This window comes from Microbacterium sp. NPDC064978 (genome assembly GCF_044543605.1).
Lineage (GTDB): Bacteria > Actinomycetota > Actinomycetes > Actinomycetales > Microbacteriaceae > Microbacterium > Microbacterium meiriae.
Genome location: NZ_JBITWF010000001.1, coordinates 12,395 through 28,121 on the forward strand (window position 1 = coordinate 12,395; position 15,727 = coordinate 28,121).

At 68.6% G+C, this 15,727-nt stretch carries 15 protein-coding genes; 11 read left to right on the top strand and 4 right to left on the bottom strand.

The features are described from left to right. Nucleotides 1–114: 114 nt before the first annotated feature. Genes ACIGJI_RS00055 through ACIGJI_RS00065 form a run of 3 tightly spaced genes read right to left on the bottom strand, consistent with a single transcriptional unit; the run spans nt 115 to nt 3,963 of the window. The gene (locus ACIGJI_RS00055; RefSeq protein ID WP_187661672.1) at nt 115–2,043 is read right to left on the bottom strand and encodes an ABC transporter ATP-binding protein; all 1,929 of its coding nucleotides are present in this window, start codon (nt 2,041–2,043) and stop codon (nt 115–117) included. Beyond that, complete coding sequence (locus ACIGJI_RS00060) at nt 2,040–2,978, bottom strand: ABC transporter permease (protein ID WP_062766635.1); 939 nt, start codon at nt 2,976–2,978, stop codon at nt 2,040–2,042. Before ACIGJI_RS00060 ends, ACIGJI_RS00055 begins: the two co-directional genes overlap by 4 nt. Nucleotide 2,979: 1 nt before the next feature. Beyond that, nucleotides 2,980–3,963, bottom strand: a complete 984-nt coding sequence (locus ACIGJI_RS00065) for an ABC transporter permease (RefSeq protein ID WP_101845332.1) — start codon at nt 3,961–3,963, stop codon at nt 2,980–2,982. A gap of 242 nt (nt 3,964–4,205) precedes the next feature. Here ACIGJI_RS00065 and lepA point away from each other — a divergent pair, with 242 nt between their 5' ends. Beyond that, complete coding sequence (lepA, locus tag ACIGJI_RS00070) at nt 4,206–6,074, top strand: translation elongation factor 4 (protein WP_363447520.1); 1,869 nt, start codon at nt 4,206–4,208, stop codon at nt 6,072–6,074. 107 nt (nt 6,075–6,181) lie between these two features. Here the strand turns inward: lepA and ACIGJI_RS00075 are convergent, their stop codons facing one another. After that, nucleotides 6,182–6,508 carry a GIY-YIG nuclease family protein gene (locus ACIGJI_RS00075; protein ID WP_363447518.1) on the bottom strand — a complete coding sequence of 109 codons (327 nt, stop codon included), beginning with the start codon at nt 6,506–6,508 and terminating at the stop codon, nt 6,182–6,184. 208 nt (nt 6,509–6,716) lie between these two features. Here ACIGJI_RS00075 and ACIGJI_RS00080 point away from each other — a divergent pair, with 208 nt between their 5' ends. The 10 genes from ACIGJI_RS00080 to era all read left to right on the top strand — a co-directional run bounded on the left by ACIGJI_RS00080 (nt 6,717) and on the right by era (nt 15,701). Continuing rightward, nucleotides 6,717–7,370: a DUF1990 family protein gene (locus tag ACIGJI_RS00080; RefSeq protein WP_187661669.1), complete on the top strand. Its 654-nt coding sequence runs from the start codon at nt 6,717–6,719 to the stop codon at nt 7,368–7,370. Next, nucleotides 7,370–8,587, top strand: coding sequence for a radical SAM family heme chaperone HemW (gene hemW / locus ACIGJI_RS00085; RefSeq protein ID WP_187661668.1), 1,218 nt, complete (start codon nt 7,370–7,372; stop codon nt 8,585–8,587). Before ACIGJI_RS00080 ends, hemW begins: the two co-directional genes overlap by 1 nt. A gap of 109 nt (nt 8,588–8,696) precedes the next feature. Next, nucleotides 8,697–9,728: a heat-inducible transcriptional repressor HrcA gene (gene hrcA / locus ACIGJI_RS00090; RefSeq protein ID WP_363447514.1), complete on the top strand. Its 1,032-nt coding sequence runs from the start codon at nt 8,697–8,699 to the stop codon at nt 9,726–9,728. A 36-nt stretch (nt 9,729–9,764) separates the two neighbouring features. After that, entirely contained in the window at nt 9,765–10,877 is a 1,113-nt protein-coding gene (dnaJ, locus tag ACIGJI_RS00095; protein ID WP_363447512.1) for a molecular chaperone DnaJ, read from the top strand. 2 nt (nt 10,878–10,879) lie between these two features. Beyond that, nucleotides 10,880–11,608 (top strand): 16S rRNA (uracil(1498)-N(3))-methyltransferase, encoded by a 729-nt coding sequence (locus ACIGJI_RS00100; RefSeq protein ID WP_363447510.1) that lies wholly within the window; start codon nt 10,880–10,882, stop codon nt 11,606–11,608. 37 nt (nt 11,609–11,645) lie between these two features. Next, nucleotides 11,646–11,993, top strand: a complete 348-nt coding sequence (locus ACIGJI_RS00105; RefSeq protein ID WP_101845350.1) for an HIT domain-containing protein — start codon at nt 11,646–11,648, stop codon at nt 11,991–11,993. A 46-nt stretch (nt 11,994–12,039) separates the two neighbouring features. After that, nucleotides 12,040–13,065, top strand: a complete 1,026-nt coding sequence (locus tag ACIGJI_RS00110; RefSeq protein WP_232089241.1) for a PhoH family protein — start codon at nt 12,040–12,042, stop codon at nt 13,063–13,065. Continuing rightward, nucleotides 13,062–13,523, top strand: coding sequence for an rRNA maturation RNase YbeY (ybeY, locus tag ACIGJI_RS00115; protein WP_025103688.1), 462 nt, complete (start codon nt 13,062–13,064; stop codon nt 13,521–13,523). Before ACIGJI_RS00110 ends, ybeY begins: the two co-directional genes overlap by 4 nt. After that, nucleotides 13,520–14,812 (top strand): hemolysin family protein, encoded by a 1,293-nt coding sequence (locus ACIGJI_RS00120; protein WP_259952213.1) that lies wholly within the window; start codon nt 13,520–13,522, stop codon nt 14,810–14,812. Before ybeY ends, ACIGJI_RS00120 begins: the two co-directional genes overlap by 4 nt. After that, nucleotides 14,805–15,701: a GTPase Era gene (gene era / locus ACIGJI_RS00125; protein ID WP_363447508.1), complete on the top strand. Its 897-nt coding sequence runs from the start codon at nt 14,805–14,807 to the stop codon at nt 15,699–15,701. The genes ACIGJI_RS00120 and era overlap by 8 nt, the downstream gene beginning before the upstream one ends. The last annotated feature ends 26 nt before the right edge of the window (nt 15,702–15,727 follow it).

Sequence of the window (15,727 nt, forward strand, 5' to 3'; positions counted from 1 at the left end):
TCGGCGTTTCATAAAGGGAAGACTAGTTCGAGCTTTATCCCGGTACACCGCACTGCGGTGAATGCCGCCTAACCGTTATCGGACGGTGACCAGGAACGGGCGCATGGTTTCGGGTCAGACCGTCGCGGGCTTCGTCGACATCGTCTCGGCGTCGAAGACCACCCGCTCGCGGGTGCGCTCGATGTCGGGATCCGGCACGGGGATCGCCGACAGCAGCGCCTTCGTGTACGGGTGCTGCGGGTCGTCGAAGACCTGGTCGACGTCGCCGTGCTCCACGAACTCGCCGAGGTACATCACGGCCACGCGGTCGGCGATGTGACGCACCACCGAGAGGTCGTGCGCGACGAAGAGGTACGAGAGCCCGAGCTTGGTCTTGAGTTCGTCGAGCAGGTTGATGACGCCGGCTTGGATCGAGACGTCGAGCGCGGACACCGGCTCGTCGAGCACGACGATCTTGGGGTTCGTCGACAGGGCCCGGGCGATGCCGATGCGCTGCCGCTGACCGCCCGAGAACGCCTGCGGGAAGCGGTCGCTGTGCGCGGGGTTGAGCCCGACGAGGTCCATGAGCTCGTCCACCCGCCGGTGCGCCTCCTCCTTGGGAGTGCCGATCGCGAAGAGCGGCTCCGAGATGATGTCGGCCACCGTCATGCGCGGGTCGAGGGCTCCCATCGGGTCCTGGAAGACGATCTGGATGTCGCGGCGCAGGGCGCGCTCGACCTTGCGGCTGTGGATGTCGTTGACACTGGTGCCGGCGATGACGATGTCGCCCTCGGTCTGCTTGACCATGTCCATGATCTGCAGCAGCGTCGTCGTCTTGCCCGAGCCCGACTCGCCGACGATGGCCATCGTCTCGCCCTCGCGCACGTCGAAGCTGATGCCCTTGATCGCCTGGACCTCGCCGACCTTGCGCTTCAGGAACGCGCCCTTGACCAACGGGAACGTCTTGCGGAGGTTCTTCACCTCGAGCGTGATCGGCCGCTCCTCGCGCGGCGTCCGTGTGAGGTCGCTCTCAGGGACGGGGCGGACGGGGTAGACGGGCAGGCCACCGAGGAGGCCGCCGTCCTCGATCTCGTGCGCGCGGATGCAAGCGGCCTGGTGCAGGTCGCCCGAGCCCGTCGGCACGGGGAGCAGTTCCGGCTCCTTGGCGCGGCAGGCGTCCATGACGATCGGGCAGCGGTCGGCGAACGGGCAGGCGTCCGGGAGGTTGATGAGCAGCGGCGGGTTCCCCTTGATGGGGGTCAGCGGCTCCTTCTCGGCCTTGTCCACGCGCGGGATGGCGCCGAGCAGACCGATCGAGTACGGCATGCGGGTCTTGTGGAACAGCTCGCGCACGGGCGCGTGCTCCACGGGCTTGCCGGCGTACATCACGAGCACGTCGTCGGCGGTGCGGGCGACCACGCCCATGTCGTGCGTGATCATGATCACCGCGGCGCCGGTCTCGTCCTGCGCCTTCTCGATGAGGTCGAGGATCTGCGCCTGGATGGTGACGTCGAGGGCCGTGGTGGGCTCGTCGCAGATGATGAGCTTCGGATCGTTGGCCATCGCGATGGCGATGACGACACGCTGCCGCATGCCTCCGGAGAACTCGTGCGGGAAGGACTTCATCCGCCGCTCGGGCTCGGTGATGCCGACGAGCTTGAGCAGCTCGACGGAGCGGTCCCAGGCGTCCTTCTTGGACAGGCCGCGGTGGACCGTGAGGGCCTCGATGAGCTGATCGCCGACCGTGTAGACCGGCGTGAGCGAGGTCAGCGGGTCCTGGAAGACCATCGACATGCCGTTGCCGCGGATGACCGACAGCTGCTTGTCGCTCATGCCGACGAGTTCCTTCCCGTCATACATGATCGAGCCGGTGACCTTGGCGTTCTCGTCGAGGAGACCCATGATCGCGAGCGAGGTCACGGACTTGCCGGAGCCGGATTCGCCGACGATGCCGAGGGTCTTGCCGGCTTCGAGGTCGAAGGAGACGCCGCGGACGGCGTCGACGCGGCCGGCCTCGGACGCGAAGCTGACCTTGAGGTCGCGGACGGAGAGGACGTTGGTCATGCGCGGCCTCCAGCAGCCGAGGTGGGATCGAGGGCGTCGCGCAGGCCGTCGGCGATGAGCGCCATCGACACGGTGAGCAGGGTCAGCGCCGCCGCCGGGAAGTAGAACAGCCAGGGCGCCGTGGTCAACGAGCTCGAGCCGGCGCCGATGAGGGCACCGAGCGACACGTCGGGGATCTTGACGCCGAAGCCCAGGAAGGACAGGCCCGTCTCCGTCACCACGGCGTTGACGACGCCGAGGGTGAAGTTGATGACGAGGAGAGAGCCGATGTTGGGCAGGAGGTGGCGGAGCACGATGCGCATGCCGCCGACGCCCATGTACCGGGAGGCACTGACGTACTCGCGCTCGCGGAGCGACAGGGCCATCGTCCAGATGACGCGGGCGGGGAAGTACCACCCGATCACGAAGATCATGATGAGGGCGATGACGCGCCAGTCGCCGCCGGCCTTGTTCGAGATCATCGCGAGGATGAGGAAGCTCGGGATCACCATCATGAAGTGGATGACCAGGAGCGAGATGCGCTCCGTCCAGCCGCCGAAGTAGGCCGCGGCCGTGCCGACGAGCGCGGACACGATCGTGACGCCGACGGAGACGGTGATGGCGATCATGAGCGACCGCTGCAGGCCGACGGCGACCTGGGCGAAGAGGTCGTTTCCGGCGTTGTTCGTGCCGAACCAGTGTTCCGCGGACGGGGGAGTGCTGAGGTTCAGGAAGTCGAGTTCGATGTGGTCGTACCGGGCGATGAAGGGCCCGAGGATGGCGAACAGCACGAGGACGACGAAGATCACGAGGCCGATGAGGGCTCCGCGGTTCCGGGAGAACCGTCGCCAGTACAGCGTCCACTTCGACAGCCGCTTGGTGGCGACGCGGGTGGTCTCGGGGCCGGCGGTCTCCGGCTCCGGGTGGATGGTCGGGTCGAGCATGTCGGTGCTCATGTCAGCTCACTCTCACGCGCGGGTCGAGGACGACGACGGCGATGTCGGCGAGGATGGCGCCGATCGCCGTGAGGACCGCACCGAAGGCGGCGATCGCGACGGTTCCGTGGATGTCGTTCTTGGTGATGGTCTCGATGAAGTACCGGCCCATGCCGTTCCACGCGAAGATCGTCTCGGTCAGCACCGCTCCGGTGAAGATCGCGGGGATCGTGAAGGCGACCTGCGTGGCGACGGGGATGAGCGACGTCCGAAGTGCGTGCTTCCGGATGGCCTGCTGCTTGGTCAGGCCCTTCGCGCGGGCCGTGCGGACGTAGTCGGCGTTGATGTTGTCCAGGAGGAGCGATCGCTGCAGGAAGTGGATGCTGGCGTAGCCGGTGAGCACCAGCGCGATCGTCGGCAGCGTCAGGTGTTGCAACACGTCTATGAGCGTGGGGAAGAAACCCTCGACGCCTTGGCTCGCGTTGCCGGTCACGTAGAAGATGCGGGTGCCGGTGGCGTTGTTCAGGCCGATCGCGAGGAGGACGATCGCGAAGGCCGCGACGACGATCGGGATGTTGAGCGTGATGATGCTCGTGGCCTGGCCGATGCGGTCGGCGAGCTTGTACTGCCGAGACGCGGTGTAGACGCCGAGCGCGATGCCGAGGACCGTCGTGAGGATCGTCGCCCCGAGGACGAGCTCTGCGCTGACCCACATGCGGTAGGCGACCTGCTCGTTGACGGAACCCCCGGTCGGGCTCACGCCCCAGTCCCAGCGGAGGAGGATGCCGGTGAACCAGGTCCACCACCGCTCGATGAGCGGGACGGTGTCGCTCAGGTTGCGGGGAGCGAGGGTGTTCACGATCTGCTCTTCGGTGAGCGGAGGGCGACGACCCACATAGTTGCTGCGCGGATCGAGGAAGCCCCACGCGAGGAAGTAGGTGAGGTTCGTCGCGACCACGATCATGAGCAGCCAGCCGAGGGCACGGCGCGCGAGGTACTTGATCAAGGGGGATTTGTCTTTCTCTTCTCCAGACGCGCTCGGGGTCTGCCGACGCAACGCTGAGCCGGGCGGATGATCGGGTGTCATCCGCCGTTCCGCGCGACGCGACAGCCCTCACGGAGTCTGTGACGGAGTCGTATCGCTTACGGGATCCGGTGTCACGGATTGATCCCGGGCAACTTCGGGAGACTATCACCGATACGCCCGAATGGGGATTATGAGAGCCCTCACCGTACAATCGACGGGACATGTCCCCACGCGCTCTCACCCCTCTTCAGCCTGCCGCGACGCCGGCTGCGCAGATCCGCAATTTCTGCATCATCGCCCACATCGACCACGGCAAGTCGACCCTGGCCGACCGCATGCTCCAGATCACCGGCGTGGTCGCGGAGCGGGACATGCGTGCCCAGTACCTCGACCGCATGGACATCGAGCGTGAGCGCGGCATCACGATCAAGAGCCAGGCGGTGCGGATGCCCTGGGCGCTCGCCCAGGCGCAGGGGGTCGACGAGGTCTTCGCGCTCAACATGATCGACACACCGGGTCACGTGGACTTCACGTATGAGGTGTCCCGGTCGCTGGCGGCATGCGAGGGCGCCATCCTCCTCGTCGACGCCGCGCAGGGCATCGAGGCCCAGACGCTGGCCAACCTCTACCTCGCGCTGGAGAACGACCTCCACATCATCCCCGTCCTCAACAAGATCGACCTCCCGGCCGCCGATCCCGAGAAGTACGCGAAGGAGCTCGCCTCGCTCATCGGCGGCAAGCCCGAGGACGTGCTGCGGGTCTCGGGGAAGACCGGCATGGGGGTCGAGGATCTGCTCGACCGGATCGTTGAGGAGATCCCGGCTCCGGTCGGGGACGCGGACGCACCGGCGCGCGCCATGATCTTCGATTCCGTGTACGACGCCTACCGCGGTGTCGTCACCTACGTGCGGATGGTCGACGGCAGCCTCTCGCCCCGCGAGCGCATCCAGATGATGTCCACGGGCGCGAACCACGAGGCTCTCGAGGTCGGCGTGTCGAGCCCGGAGCCCACTCCCACCAAGGGTCTCGGCGTCGGCGAGGTGGGCTACCTCATCACCGGCGTGAAGGACGTGCGTCAGTCGAAGGTCGGCGACACGATCACGAACGCCCGCAAACCCGCGGCGGAAGCTCTTCCCGGCTACACGGACCCCAAGCCGATGGTCTTCTCGGGTATCTACCCGATCGACGGCAGCGACTACGCGGAACTGCGCGAGGCGCTCGACAAGCTGAAGCTCTCCGATGCCTCGCTGCAGTACGAGCCGGAGACCTCTGTGGCTCTCGGGTTCGGATTCCGCTGCGGCTTCCTCGGCCTGCTGCACCTGGAGATCGTGACCGAGCGCCTCGCGCGGGAGTTCGGCCTCGACCTCATCACCACCGCGCCGAGCGTGATCTACGAGGTGCTCACGAGCGACACCGGCGAGACCGTCACCGTCACGAACCCGAGCGAGTACCCCGACGGGCGCATCGGCTCGGTGTCGGAGCCCATGGTCAAGGCAGCCATCCTGTTGCCCAAGGACTACGTCGGCACCGTCATGGAGCTGTGCCAGTCGCGTCGTGGCACGTTGCTCGGCATGGAGTACTTCTCCGAGGAGCGCGTCGAGCTGCGCTACAACATGCCGCTCGGCGAGATCGTGTTCGACTTCTTCGACCAGCTCAAGTCCAAGACGCAGGGCTACGCCTCCCTGGATTACGAGCCCTCGGGGCAGCAGGAGGCCGACCTCGTCAAGGTCGACATCCTGCTCCAGGGCGAGAAGGTCGACGCGTTCAGCTCGATCGTGCACCGTGACAAGGCGTACGCCTACGGCACGATGATGGCGGAGCGGCTGCGCAAGCTCATCCCTCGCCAGCAGTTCGAGGTGCCGATCCAGGCCGCGATCGGTGCCCGCATCATCGCTCGCGAGACGATCCGCGCGATCCGCAAGGACGTGCTCGCGAAGTGCTACGGCGGTGACATCACCCGTAAGCGCAAACTCCTCGAGAAGCAGAAGGAGGGGAAGAAGCGTATGAAGATGGTGGGCCGCGTCGAGGTCCCCCAGGAGGCGTTCATCGCCGCTCTCTCCGGCGACGTCGAGACCAAGGACAAGAAATAGCCTCGGTTCTTCCGGGCTGCCCCCGCTGGGTCGCTGAGCCTGTCGAAGCGCGCGGTTCTCAGGGGCGGTCCACGCTGGGTCGCTGAGCTTGTCGAAGCGTGCCGTCCTCAGGGGCTGCCCGCGCTGGGTCGCTGAGCTTGTCGAAGCGCACTGTACGAGGTCGACAACGACGGAAGGTCCTCCCACCCGCCCTCGATCAGCGCCATCTTCTTCCGACGGCTCCACCCCTGGATCTGCTTCTCCCGGAAGAAGGCAGCGTCGACGGTGTCGAAGTGCTCCGCGTACACCAGCGCCGCGGGTCTCCGGTTACGAGTGAAGTTGGCGGAGAAGGCGTCGTCGTGGTTGTGCTCCCAGACGCGGGCTTCGAGGTCGCCGTTCGTGCTGCCCGTGTGGAAACTGCCGTCTGCGCATTCGAGGATGTAGGTCCATGGCATCGGGCCATCATGGCGGAGGTGCGTGCGGCTTGGCCGGGGCGTGCGGAGATCCCTTCGACAAGCTCAGGGACCCAGCATTGTGGAGGACGTCTTCGGCCGAGTGTTGTGGGCCCTTCGACAGGCTCAGGGACCCAGCATCATCCGGGGGATGTGATGGCGTGCGGCGCGGGGGGTGTTCGCTCAGGGAACCCGAAGTAGGCTGGAACTCATGCGGCGCGGGACTTTCCGAGACGACACGGTGGACTATGCGGCCGTGGGTGCGACCCACGCCCCGGATCTGATGCAGTACCCGCCGGAGCGCAGCATCCCGGCGGAGGAATCCTGGCGCATCGGCAGCGGTGAGGAGCGTTTCCAGACGGCCGGTGAGGCCCTGCTGTCGTGGACGGCGCAGCGCGCCGCCGGGCTCTCCGTGGAAGATGTCCGTCCTGCTCCCGGTCCGGCGTACGCGGGCGTGAGCTTCGACGCCGAAGGGAACCCGATCGCGCCGAGCAAGCGCGACGTGGAGCCGCGGTACGACGCGGAGGGGATGCCCTTCGTGGGCGCGGGAATGACGCTCCACCTGCGCGGCCGTGTCGGTGGCATGCGCGCCGATTCGGAGCTGCGCGTGATCTCCGTCACCGAGGAGACCCGCCGGATCGGCTTCGTGCTGGGCACGGTGGGCGGATCCGTGGTCCGCGGCGAGGAGTCGTTCGATGTGGACTGGCGTGAGGACAACGACGAGGTGTGGTTCACCGTCCGCGCCTTCGACGCCCCGAACACGCTGCTCTATCGCCTCGTCCCCGCCCTCATGAAGCGCCGCCGTCGCGAGCTCTTCGCGCGCTACCTCCGCGCGATCTCCCCGCTCTACGCGACCCCGGTGTGATGGCGGGACCGCTTCCGCTCGGGGATCCCGCGCCGCCGGACGGGCGACTCCCTGCCGACCTCCCGATCTCCGCGGAGACGCCGTTCTCCGCCTACCTCCACATCCCGTTCTGCCGGGTGCGCTGCGGCTACTGCGACTTCAACACCTACACGTCCAGCGAGCTCCGCGGGGCGAAGCAGGAGGACTACGCGTCCACCCTCATCGGCGAGATCGCCCTCGCCCGCACCGTGCTGGAGGACGCCGGAGCGCTGCGGCCGATGGACACGGTGTTCTTCGGTGGCGGCACACCCACGCTGCTGCCGGCAGGCGATCTGGCGCGGATGCTGGGAGCGGCCACCGCCGCGTTCGGGCTCGCTCCGGGTGCCGAGGTGACGGTCGAGGCCAATCCCGACACGGTGACGCCGGAGGTCGCGCGCATCCTCGCAGAGGCGGGGGTCACGAGACTCTCCGTCGGCATGCAGTCGGCCGTCCCGCACGTGCTCGCCGCCCTCGATCGGACGCATCGGCCCGAGAACGTGCGCACCGCGGTCGCCGCCGCGAAGGACGCGGGCCTCGCCGTCAGCGTCGACCTCATCTACGGCGCGCCGGGGGAATCGCTCGCGGATTGGGAAGCATCCCTCGACGCCGCGCTCGCCCTGGAGTCCGACCACATCTCCGCGTACGCGCTCATCATCGAAGACGGCACGAAGCTCGCGCGGCAGATCCGTCGTGGCGAGGTGCCGACGCCGGACGACGACCTGCAGGCGGACATGTACGAGATGGCGGACGAGCGCCTCGCCGCGGCCGGGTTCGAGTGGTACGAGGTCAGCAACTGGGCCCGCAGCGAAGGGCAGCGGTCGCGGCACAACCTCGCATACTGGCGGGGGAGCGACTGGTGGGGCTTCGGCCCCGGGGCGCACAGCCACGTGGCCGGGCTCCGGTGGTGGAACGTCAAGCACCCGGCGGCCTACGCACAGCGGCTGGCCGCCTCATCCTCGCCGGCGGCAGGTCGCGAACGTCCCGACCAGGAGGCGCAGACGCTCGAGCGCATCCTCCTCCTCAGCCGCATCCGCGAAGGGATCGCGGTGACGGACGTCCCGGAGCGGAACAGGGACCGCGTCGCCGGGCTCATCGCCGACGGCCTGATCGATGCGCCGGCGGCGATCCGCGGTCGCGTGCAGCTCACGCTGCGCGGTCGCCTCCTCGCCGACGCGGTGGTGCGTGAGCTGACGGACTGAGCGACGCCGCCCGGGCCGTCCTACCTTCGGAGAACTCCCGATCGCAGGAGGTAGGATTGGCACTCAGGGCGGCAGAGTGCCAGCATCCGGTCGGCGGGAAGGGGAACCCATGGTCACAGAGCGAGGGCTGCAGGTTCTCCGCGCGATCGTGCAGGACTACGTCGAGACGCACGAGCCCGTGGGCAGCCGTTCCATCGTCGACCGCCATTCCTTCGGCGTCTCGGCCGCGACGATCCGCAACGACATGGCGCAGCTGGAGGACGAAGAGCTGATCACGGCTCCGCACACGTCGTCCGGGCGCGTCCCCACGGACAAGGGCTACCGGGTGTTCGTGAATCACCTCGCCCAGCTCCGACCGCTCTCCCCCGCGCAGCGCTCGGCCATCGAGTCGTTCCTCGCCGATCCGGCCGACCTCGACGATCTGATGGTTCGTACGGTCCGCGTGCTCACGCAACTCACCGGACAGGTCGCGCTGGCCCAGTACCCGTCGTTCGCGCGGGCCCACGTGACGCACGTCGAACTCGTGACGCTCGCTCCCAACCGGCTCCTCACGGTCCTGGTCACGGATGCCGGCGGGGTATCACAGCGGATCACCGCGCTGCCGGACACGATCGACGAAGCGGACCTCGCGGTGCTGCGCGCTCGACTGTCCGCCCTCATCACCGGGCAGGCGATCGCGGCGGCTTCCGACCGCCTGCAGGCACTCCTCGCCACGGAGGAGACCCCCCAGGACCGCGTTCTCCGCGCCGTCGCCGGAGTCGTGATCGACGAGCTCGGCGGCTTCCGGCAGGAGCGGCTCGTGATGGCGGGCGCGGCGACCCTGGCGCGACGGGAACAGGACTTCCGCGGCAGCATCCACCCCCTGCTCGAGGCCATCGAGGAGCAGGTCACGCTGCTGCGGCTGATGAGCGAGATGGTGCCGGACGAGCACGGCCTCGCGGCGAGCATCGGCACCGAGAACGCCTCCTTCGGGCTCGGCGAGGCGTCGATCGTGGCCAGCAACTACGCGGCACCCTCGGGGACCGCGCGGGTCGGTGTCATGGGACCGACCCGGATGGACTATCCGAGCAACCTCGCAGCGGCACGGGCGGTCGCCCGCTACCTGTCGCGGATGCTCGACGACGACGAGGCCGGCCGCTGAGGCGGCCCCACGGAAAACACGCGCAGAAAGGCGATTGTGGCGGACCACTACGAGGTTCTCGGGGTGTCCCGGGACGCTTCCACCGACGAGATCAAGAAGGCGTATCGGCGCCTGGCACGGCAGCTCCACCCGGACGTGAACCCGGGCGAGGAGGCCGCAGAGAAGTTCAAGCTGGTCACGCACGCCTACGACGTGCTCAGCGACGAGGAGTCGCGCCGCCGCTACGATATGGGCGGCGGTGACGGCGCGAACAACTTCGGCGGCTTCGGCGGCTTCGGCGACATCTTCGAGACGTTCTTCGGCGCGTCCCAGGGCGGCGGGCGCGGCGCTCGTCCCCGGTCACGACGGGAGCGCGGGCAGGATGCCCTCGTCCGGGTCACACTCGACCTGGGAGACGTGGTCTTCGGTGCGCACCGCGACATCGAGGTGGACACGGCTGTGCTCTGCGAGACCTGTCAGGGCTCGTGCTGCCAGGAGGGCACGTCACCCGTCACCTGCGACATCTGCGGTGGCACCGGCCACGTGCAGCGTCAGGTGCGCAGCCTGCTCGGCAACGTCGTCACCTCTCAGCCCTGCGGCACCTGCGAGGGCTACGGCACGACCATCCCGTACCCCTGTGGCACCTGCGGCGGTCAGGGACGCGTCCGGTCGCGCCGCACGGTGTCCCTCGACATCCCGGCGGGCGTCGAGACCGGCCTGCGGCTGCAGCTCCCGGGTTCCGGCGAGGTCGGACGCGCCGGTGGCCCGAACGGCGACCTGTACGTCGAGGTGACGGTCAACCCGCACCCCGCGTTCAGCCGGGACGGCGACGACCTGCTCGCCACGCTCGAGGTGTCCATGACCGACGCCATCCTTGGCACCGAGACCTCGATCGAGGGGCTCGACGGGGAGGTCGACCTGGAGATCCGTCCCGGCGTGCAGTCCGGCGACGTGCTGACCATCAAGGGGCGGGGCATCACGCCGCTGCGCGGCACGCAGCGTGGCGATCTCCGCGTCGGTGTGCAGGTGGTCACCCCCACCAAGCTCGATTCCGCGCAGCGCAAGCTGATCGAGGACTTCGCGAAGAAGAACAAGGCGCCGGGCCCGCAGCTCGCGCAGTTCCAGCAGGGCCTGTTCTCCAAGCTGCGCGACCGGTTCCGTACCCACTGATCGTGGCGCTGCACTTCCTCGTCGAGTCCGCAGGCGACGCCGCGGTGGGCGGTCTCGTGTCGCTGACGGGCGCCGAGGCCAAGCATGCGGCCGTCGTCCGGCGGCTGCGCGTCGGCGAGACGGTCACCATCGGTGACGGTCGAGGGGTCTGGCTGACCGGCGTCGCCGAGGAGGTGTCACCGTCGCGCGTCGATGTGCGGATCGCCGAGCGCGTCGAGCACGAGCCGGCGACTCCGCGTCTCGTGCTCGTGCAGGCGCTGGCGAAGGGCGACCGCGACGAGCTCGCGGTGCAGGCGGCATGTGAACTGGGCGTCGACGAGATCGTGCCGTGGCAGGCGAGCCGGAGTGTGTCGCGCTGGGAGGGTCCGAAGGCGGTGAAGGGACGCGAGCGCTGGGCGACGATCGTCCGCGAGGCGGCCAAGCAGGCGCACCGGACCTGGGTGCCCGAGGTGGCCGCCCCCGAGTCGACCGCACAGCTCGCGGCGCGCGCGGCGACGCAGCGGGTGCTGCTGCTCGACCCGACCGCTCCCGCCCGGCTCTCCACACTCGTTCCCGACGACCGTGACCTCGTGCTCGTGGTGGGTCCGGAGGGCGGGATCGCTCCGGAGGAGCTCGAGAAGCTCGCGGCGGCCGGCGCTGAGCGCGTCCTGCTCGGCGACACCGTGTTGCGCACCTCCACTGCGGGACCTGCCGCCATCGCCGTGCTCTCGGTGGCCCTCGGCCGCTGGTGACCGGCCGCGGCCCGCGTCCCCCCAGTAAGCTGAGAGCATGAGCGAACCCTCGATCTTCACGCGCATCCTCACCGGGGACATCCCGGGGGAGATCCTGCTCGACACCGGTCGCGTCTTCGCGATCCGCGACATCGATCCGCAGGCGCCGCTCCATGTACTCGTCATCCCGAAGACCGAGGAGTACCGCGACGTGACCGCACTCGCAGCCGGGGACCCCGAGCTGCTGGCGGAGATGGTCGCCGCCGCCAAGCGCATCGCCGAGGAGCATGCCAACGGCGAGTACCGCCTCATCTTCAACAACGGCGCGAGTGTCGCGCAGTCCGTCTTCCACGTGCACGCCCATGTGCTCGGCAACCTCGAGGAGAACAAGCTCGTTGGCTTCTGACGATCAGGAAACCGTCACCGAAAGGCTCTACGCCGACGGTGTCGCGATGGTGCAGCTGCTCGGTCCCCAGGACCGGCTGCTGCGGATGCTGGAGCGGGAGCACCGCGACGTGCAGGTGCTCGTCCGCGGCAACGAGATCACGCTCACGGGTGAGCGCGAGGCCGTCGCCAAGGCCAAGAACCTCGTCGACGAGCTGCTCGCGATGACCAAGGCCGGGCACGACCTCGCCCCGAGCGACGTGTCCAGCTCTGCGCGCATGCTCCGCCAGGAGGGTGGCCCGCGTCCCAGCGAGGTGCTGGGCGAGGCGATCCTGTCCACGCGCGGCAAGGTCATCCGGCCGAAGACGCTCGGCCAGAAGGAGTACGTCGACGCGATCGAGGAGAACACGATCGTGTTCGGCATCGGTCCGGCGGGAACGGGCAAGACCTACCTGGCGATGGCGAAGGCCGTCCAGGCGCTGCAGCGCAAGGAGGTCACGCGCATCATCCTCACGCGTCCGGCGGTCGAAGCGGGGGAGCGCCTCGGGTTCCTCCCCGGCACACTCACCGACAAGATCGATCCGTACCTGCGGCCGCTCTACGACGCGCTCAACGAGATGATGGACCCGGAGATCGTGCCGCGCCTGATGGCGACCGGGACCATCGAGGTCGCGCCGCTGGCGTACATGCGGGGGCGCACGCTCAACGACTCCTTCGTCGTGCTGGACGAGGCGCAGAACACCACGCCCGAGCAGATGAAGATGTTCCTCACCCGTCTCGGGTTCGGGACGAAGATGGTCGTCACCGGCGACATCACCCAGGTCGACCTCCCGCAGGGAGCCTCCGGTCTCCGCCTGGTCACCCGCGTGCTCGACGGCATCGACGACATCCACTTCTCCCGCCTGACCAGCGACGACGTGGTGCGGCACTCGCTGGTCGGTCGCATCGTCGACGCGTACAGCGAGTACGACGAGCGGCGCGTGGCGCAGCGCACCGAGCGCGAACAGGCGCACGAGTTCGCCAACCGTGCCGAGCGACGCGGTGCCCAGCGACCAGGACCGCGCGATCGCATGCCGAAACGAGGGCTCTCATGATCGAGATCAACAACGAGTCGGCGATCGATGTCGACGAGACCGTGCTGCAGCGGCTGACCGACTTCAACCTCGCGCAGCTCCACGTCAGCGCGGACGCCGAGGTCGCCATCGTGCTCGTCGACGAGGGGGCGATGGAAGCGCTGCACGTGCAGTGGATGGACGAACCGGGCCCGACCGACGTCCTCAGCTTCCCGATGGACGAGCTCCGCCCCGGTACCGAGGACCGGCCGACGCCCCCCGGGCTGCTCGGCGACATCGTCCTCTGCCCGCAGGTCGCGGAGACGCAGGCGCAGGCCGCCGGCCACACGCTGATGGACGAGCTCATCCTGCTCACCACGCACGGACTGCTGCACCTTCTCGGCTTCGATCACGCGGAGCCGGATGAGGAGCGGGAGATGTTCGGTCTGCAGAAGCAGCTCATCCAGGGCTTCGCCGCGTCCGAGCGTCGCCGGCGATGACGGAGCTGCTGCTGCTCGTCGCCGCCGTGCTGCTGGTGGCGTTCGGCGGCCTCATGGCCGCGATCGACGCGGCATACGGCGTGACCTCCCGTGCCGGCCTGGCCGACATGGCGACCGAGGGCCGCCGCGCGAAGGCGCTGGAGCGGATCGCCGGCGACCTCGACGCGCACGTCAACGCGGTCGCCTTCATCCGCGTCCTCGCGGAGGTGACGGCTGCCGTGCTCGTCACCGTGGCGTTCACGATCGTCTTCGAGAACATCTGGTGGGCGATGCTCGCCGCCGCCATCCTGATGACCGGCATCACCTTCGTCCTCGTCGGGGCGAGTCCGCGGACCTTCGGGCATCAGCACGCCGAGAGCATGATCCGGGGGAGTGCGAACGTCGTCCGGGGATTGCGCATCATTCTCGGGCCGATCGCCCAGGGCCTCGTCGTCTTGGGCAACCGCGTCACCCCGGGGACCGGACGCAGCTCGTTCTCGAGCGAGGACCAGCTGCTGAGCATGGTCGACGAGGCCGCCTCGAACGACCTCATCGAGGAGGACGACCGCGACCTCATCCACTCGGTGTTCGACTTCACCGACCAGTTCGTCCGCGCGGTGATGGTGCCGCGGACCGAGATGGTCACCGTGGGCGCGGAGGCGACGACCGACGAGGCCATGTCGCTCTTCCTGCACCGCGGCGTGTCCCGGATGCCGGTCGTCGACGATGAGGCCGACGATGTCGTCGGGGTGCTCTACCTCAAGGACCTCGTGCAGTTCGCCTACCGCGACGACAGCGCCTGGCGCGCCGCCTCGATCCGTCCGATCGCTCGGCCTGCCACGTTCGTTCCCGAGTCGATGCGTGCGGAGACGCTGCTGCAGCAGATGAAGCGCGACGCGGTGCACGTGTGTCTCGTGATCGACGAGCACGGCGGCATCTCCGGCCTGGTGACGCTGGAGGACCTCATCGAGGAGCTCGTGGGGGAGATCTCGGACGAGTACGATCAGGTATCCGCCGAGTTCGTCGACCTGGGCGACGGCCGCTATCGCGTGAGCTCCCGGCTCTCGCTGGAGGACGTGGGCGATCTGTTCGGCCTGGAGCTCGAGGACGAGGACGTCGACTCCATCGGCGGTCTGCTCGGCAAGACGCTCGGCCAGGTGCCGCAGCCCGGTGCGACGGCCACCGTCCACGGCCTCGTGCTCACCGGCGGGGCTTCCCGCGGGCGGGGCCGAGGGATCGCGACGGTGTTCGTGGAGCGGGCAGCAGAGCCCGAAGATGTGCAGGATGAAGGAGAACGGCGCGATGACTGAAGACACCCGGAGCGGCTTCGTGACCTTCGTCGGACGGCCGAACGTGGGCAAGTCGACGCTCACCAACGCCCTCGTCGGCGAGAAGATCGCCATCACGAGCGAGAAGCCGCAGACCACGCGTCGAGCGATCCGCGGCATCCTCAACCGCCCGGACGGACAGCTCGTCATCGTCGACACCCCCGGCATCCACAAGCCGCGCACGCTCCTGGGCGAGCGGCTGAACGACCTCGTCGAGCAGGTGCTGGGCGACGTCGACGTGATCGGCTTCTGCGTGCCCGCGACCGAGAAGGTCGGTCCCGGCGATCGCCGCATCGCCGCTTCGCTGGACGGCTACCCGCGCGCGCAGAAGATCGCCATCGTCACGAAGACCGACGCGGCCGGGCGCGATGAGATCACCGAGCGGCTGATGGAGGTGGACTCCCTCCGCGAGGACTGGGCCGCCGTGATCCCGCTGTCGGCGCTGACGCGCGATCAGCTCGAGGTGCTGGCGGACGAGATCCTGCAGCTCATGCCCGAGGGGCCCGCGCTCTACCCCGAGGGGGTCACCACGGACGAGTCGACGGAGGATCGCATCGCCGAGATCATCCGCGAGGCCACCCTCGACGGCGTGCGCGATGAGCTCCCGCATTCGATCGCCGTCGTGGTCGACGACATCGCCCCGCGCGAGGACAGCGACCTCACCGACGTGCACGCCTCCATCGTGGTCGAGCGGGACAGCCAGAAGGCCATCATCATCGGCCACAAGGGCAAGCGCCTCCGCGACGTGGGTGCCCGCTCCCGCGCGGGGATCGAGGAGCTGCTCGGGACCCGCGTGTTCCTCGGGCTCCACGTCAAGGTCGCGAAGGAGTGGCAGCGCGATCCCAAGCAGCTCGGCCGGCTCGGGTTCTGACATGCAGGCCCGCAGGACGTCGGAGG

Coding starts and splice junctions, on each gene's coding strand:
- ACIGJI_RS00055 (WP_187661672.1), bottom strand. CDS start 2,043: ATGACCAACGTCCTCTCCGTCCGCGACCTCAAGGTCAGCTTCGCGTCC.
- ACIGJI_RS00060 (WP_062766635.1), bottom strand. CDS start 2,978: ATGAGCACCGACATGCTCGACCCGACCATCCACCCGGAGCCGGAGACC.
- lepA (WP_363447520.1), top strand. CDS start 4,206: ATGTCCCCACGCGCTCTCACCCCTCTTCAGCCTGCCGCGACGCCGGCT.
- ACIGJI_RS00075 (WP_363447518.1), bottom strand. CDS start 6,508: ATGCCATGGACCTACATCCTCGAATGCGCAGACGGCAGTTTCCACACG.
- ACIGJI_RS00080 (WP_187661669.1), top strand. CDS start 6,717: ATGCGGCGCGGGACTTTCCGAGACGACACGGTGGACTATGCGGCCGTG.
- hemW (WP_187661668.1), top strand. CDS start 7,370: ATGGCGGGACCGCTTCCGCTCGGGGATCCCGCGCCGCCGGACGGGCGA.
- hrcA (WP_363447514.1), top strand. CDS start 8,697: ATGGTCACAGAGCGAGGGCTGCAGGTTCTCCGCGCGATCGTGCAGGAC.
- ACIGJI_RS00105 (WP_101845350.1), top strand. CDS start 11,646: ATGAGCGAACCCTCGATCTTCACGCGCATCCTCACCGGGGACATCCCG.
- ACIGJI_RS00110 (WP_232089241.1), top strand. CDS start 12,040: ATGGTGCAGCTGCTCGGTCCCCAGGACCGGCTGCTGCGGATGCTGGAG.
- ybeY (WP_025103688.1), top strand. CDS start 13,062: ATGATCGAGATCAACAACGAGTCGGCGATCGATGTCGACGAGACCGTG.
- ACIGJI_RS00120 (WP_259952213.1), top strand. CDS start 13,520: ATGACGGAGCTGCTGCTGCTCGTCGCCGCCGTGCTGCTGGTGGCGTTC.
- era (WP_363447508.1), top strand. CDS start 14,805: ATGACTGAAGACACCCGGAGCGGCTTCGTGACCTTCGTCGGACGGCCG.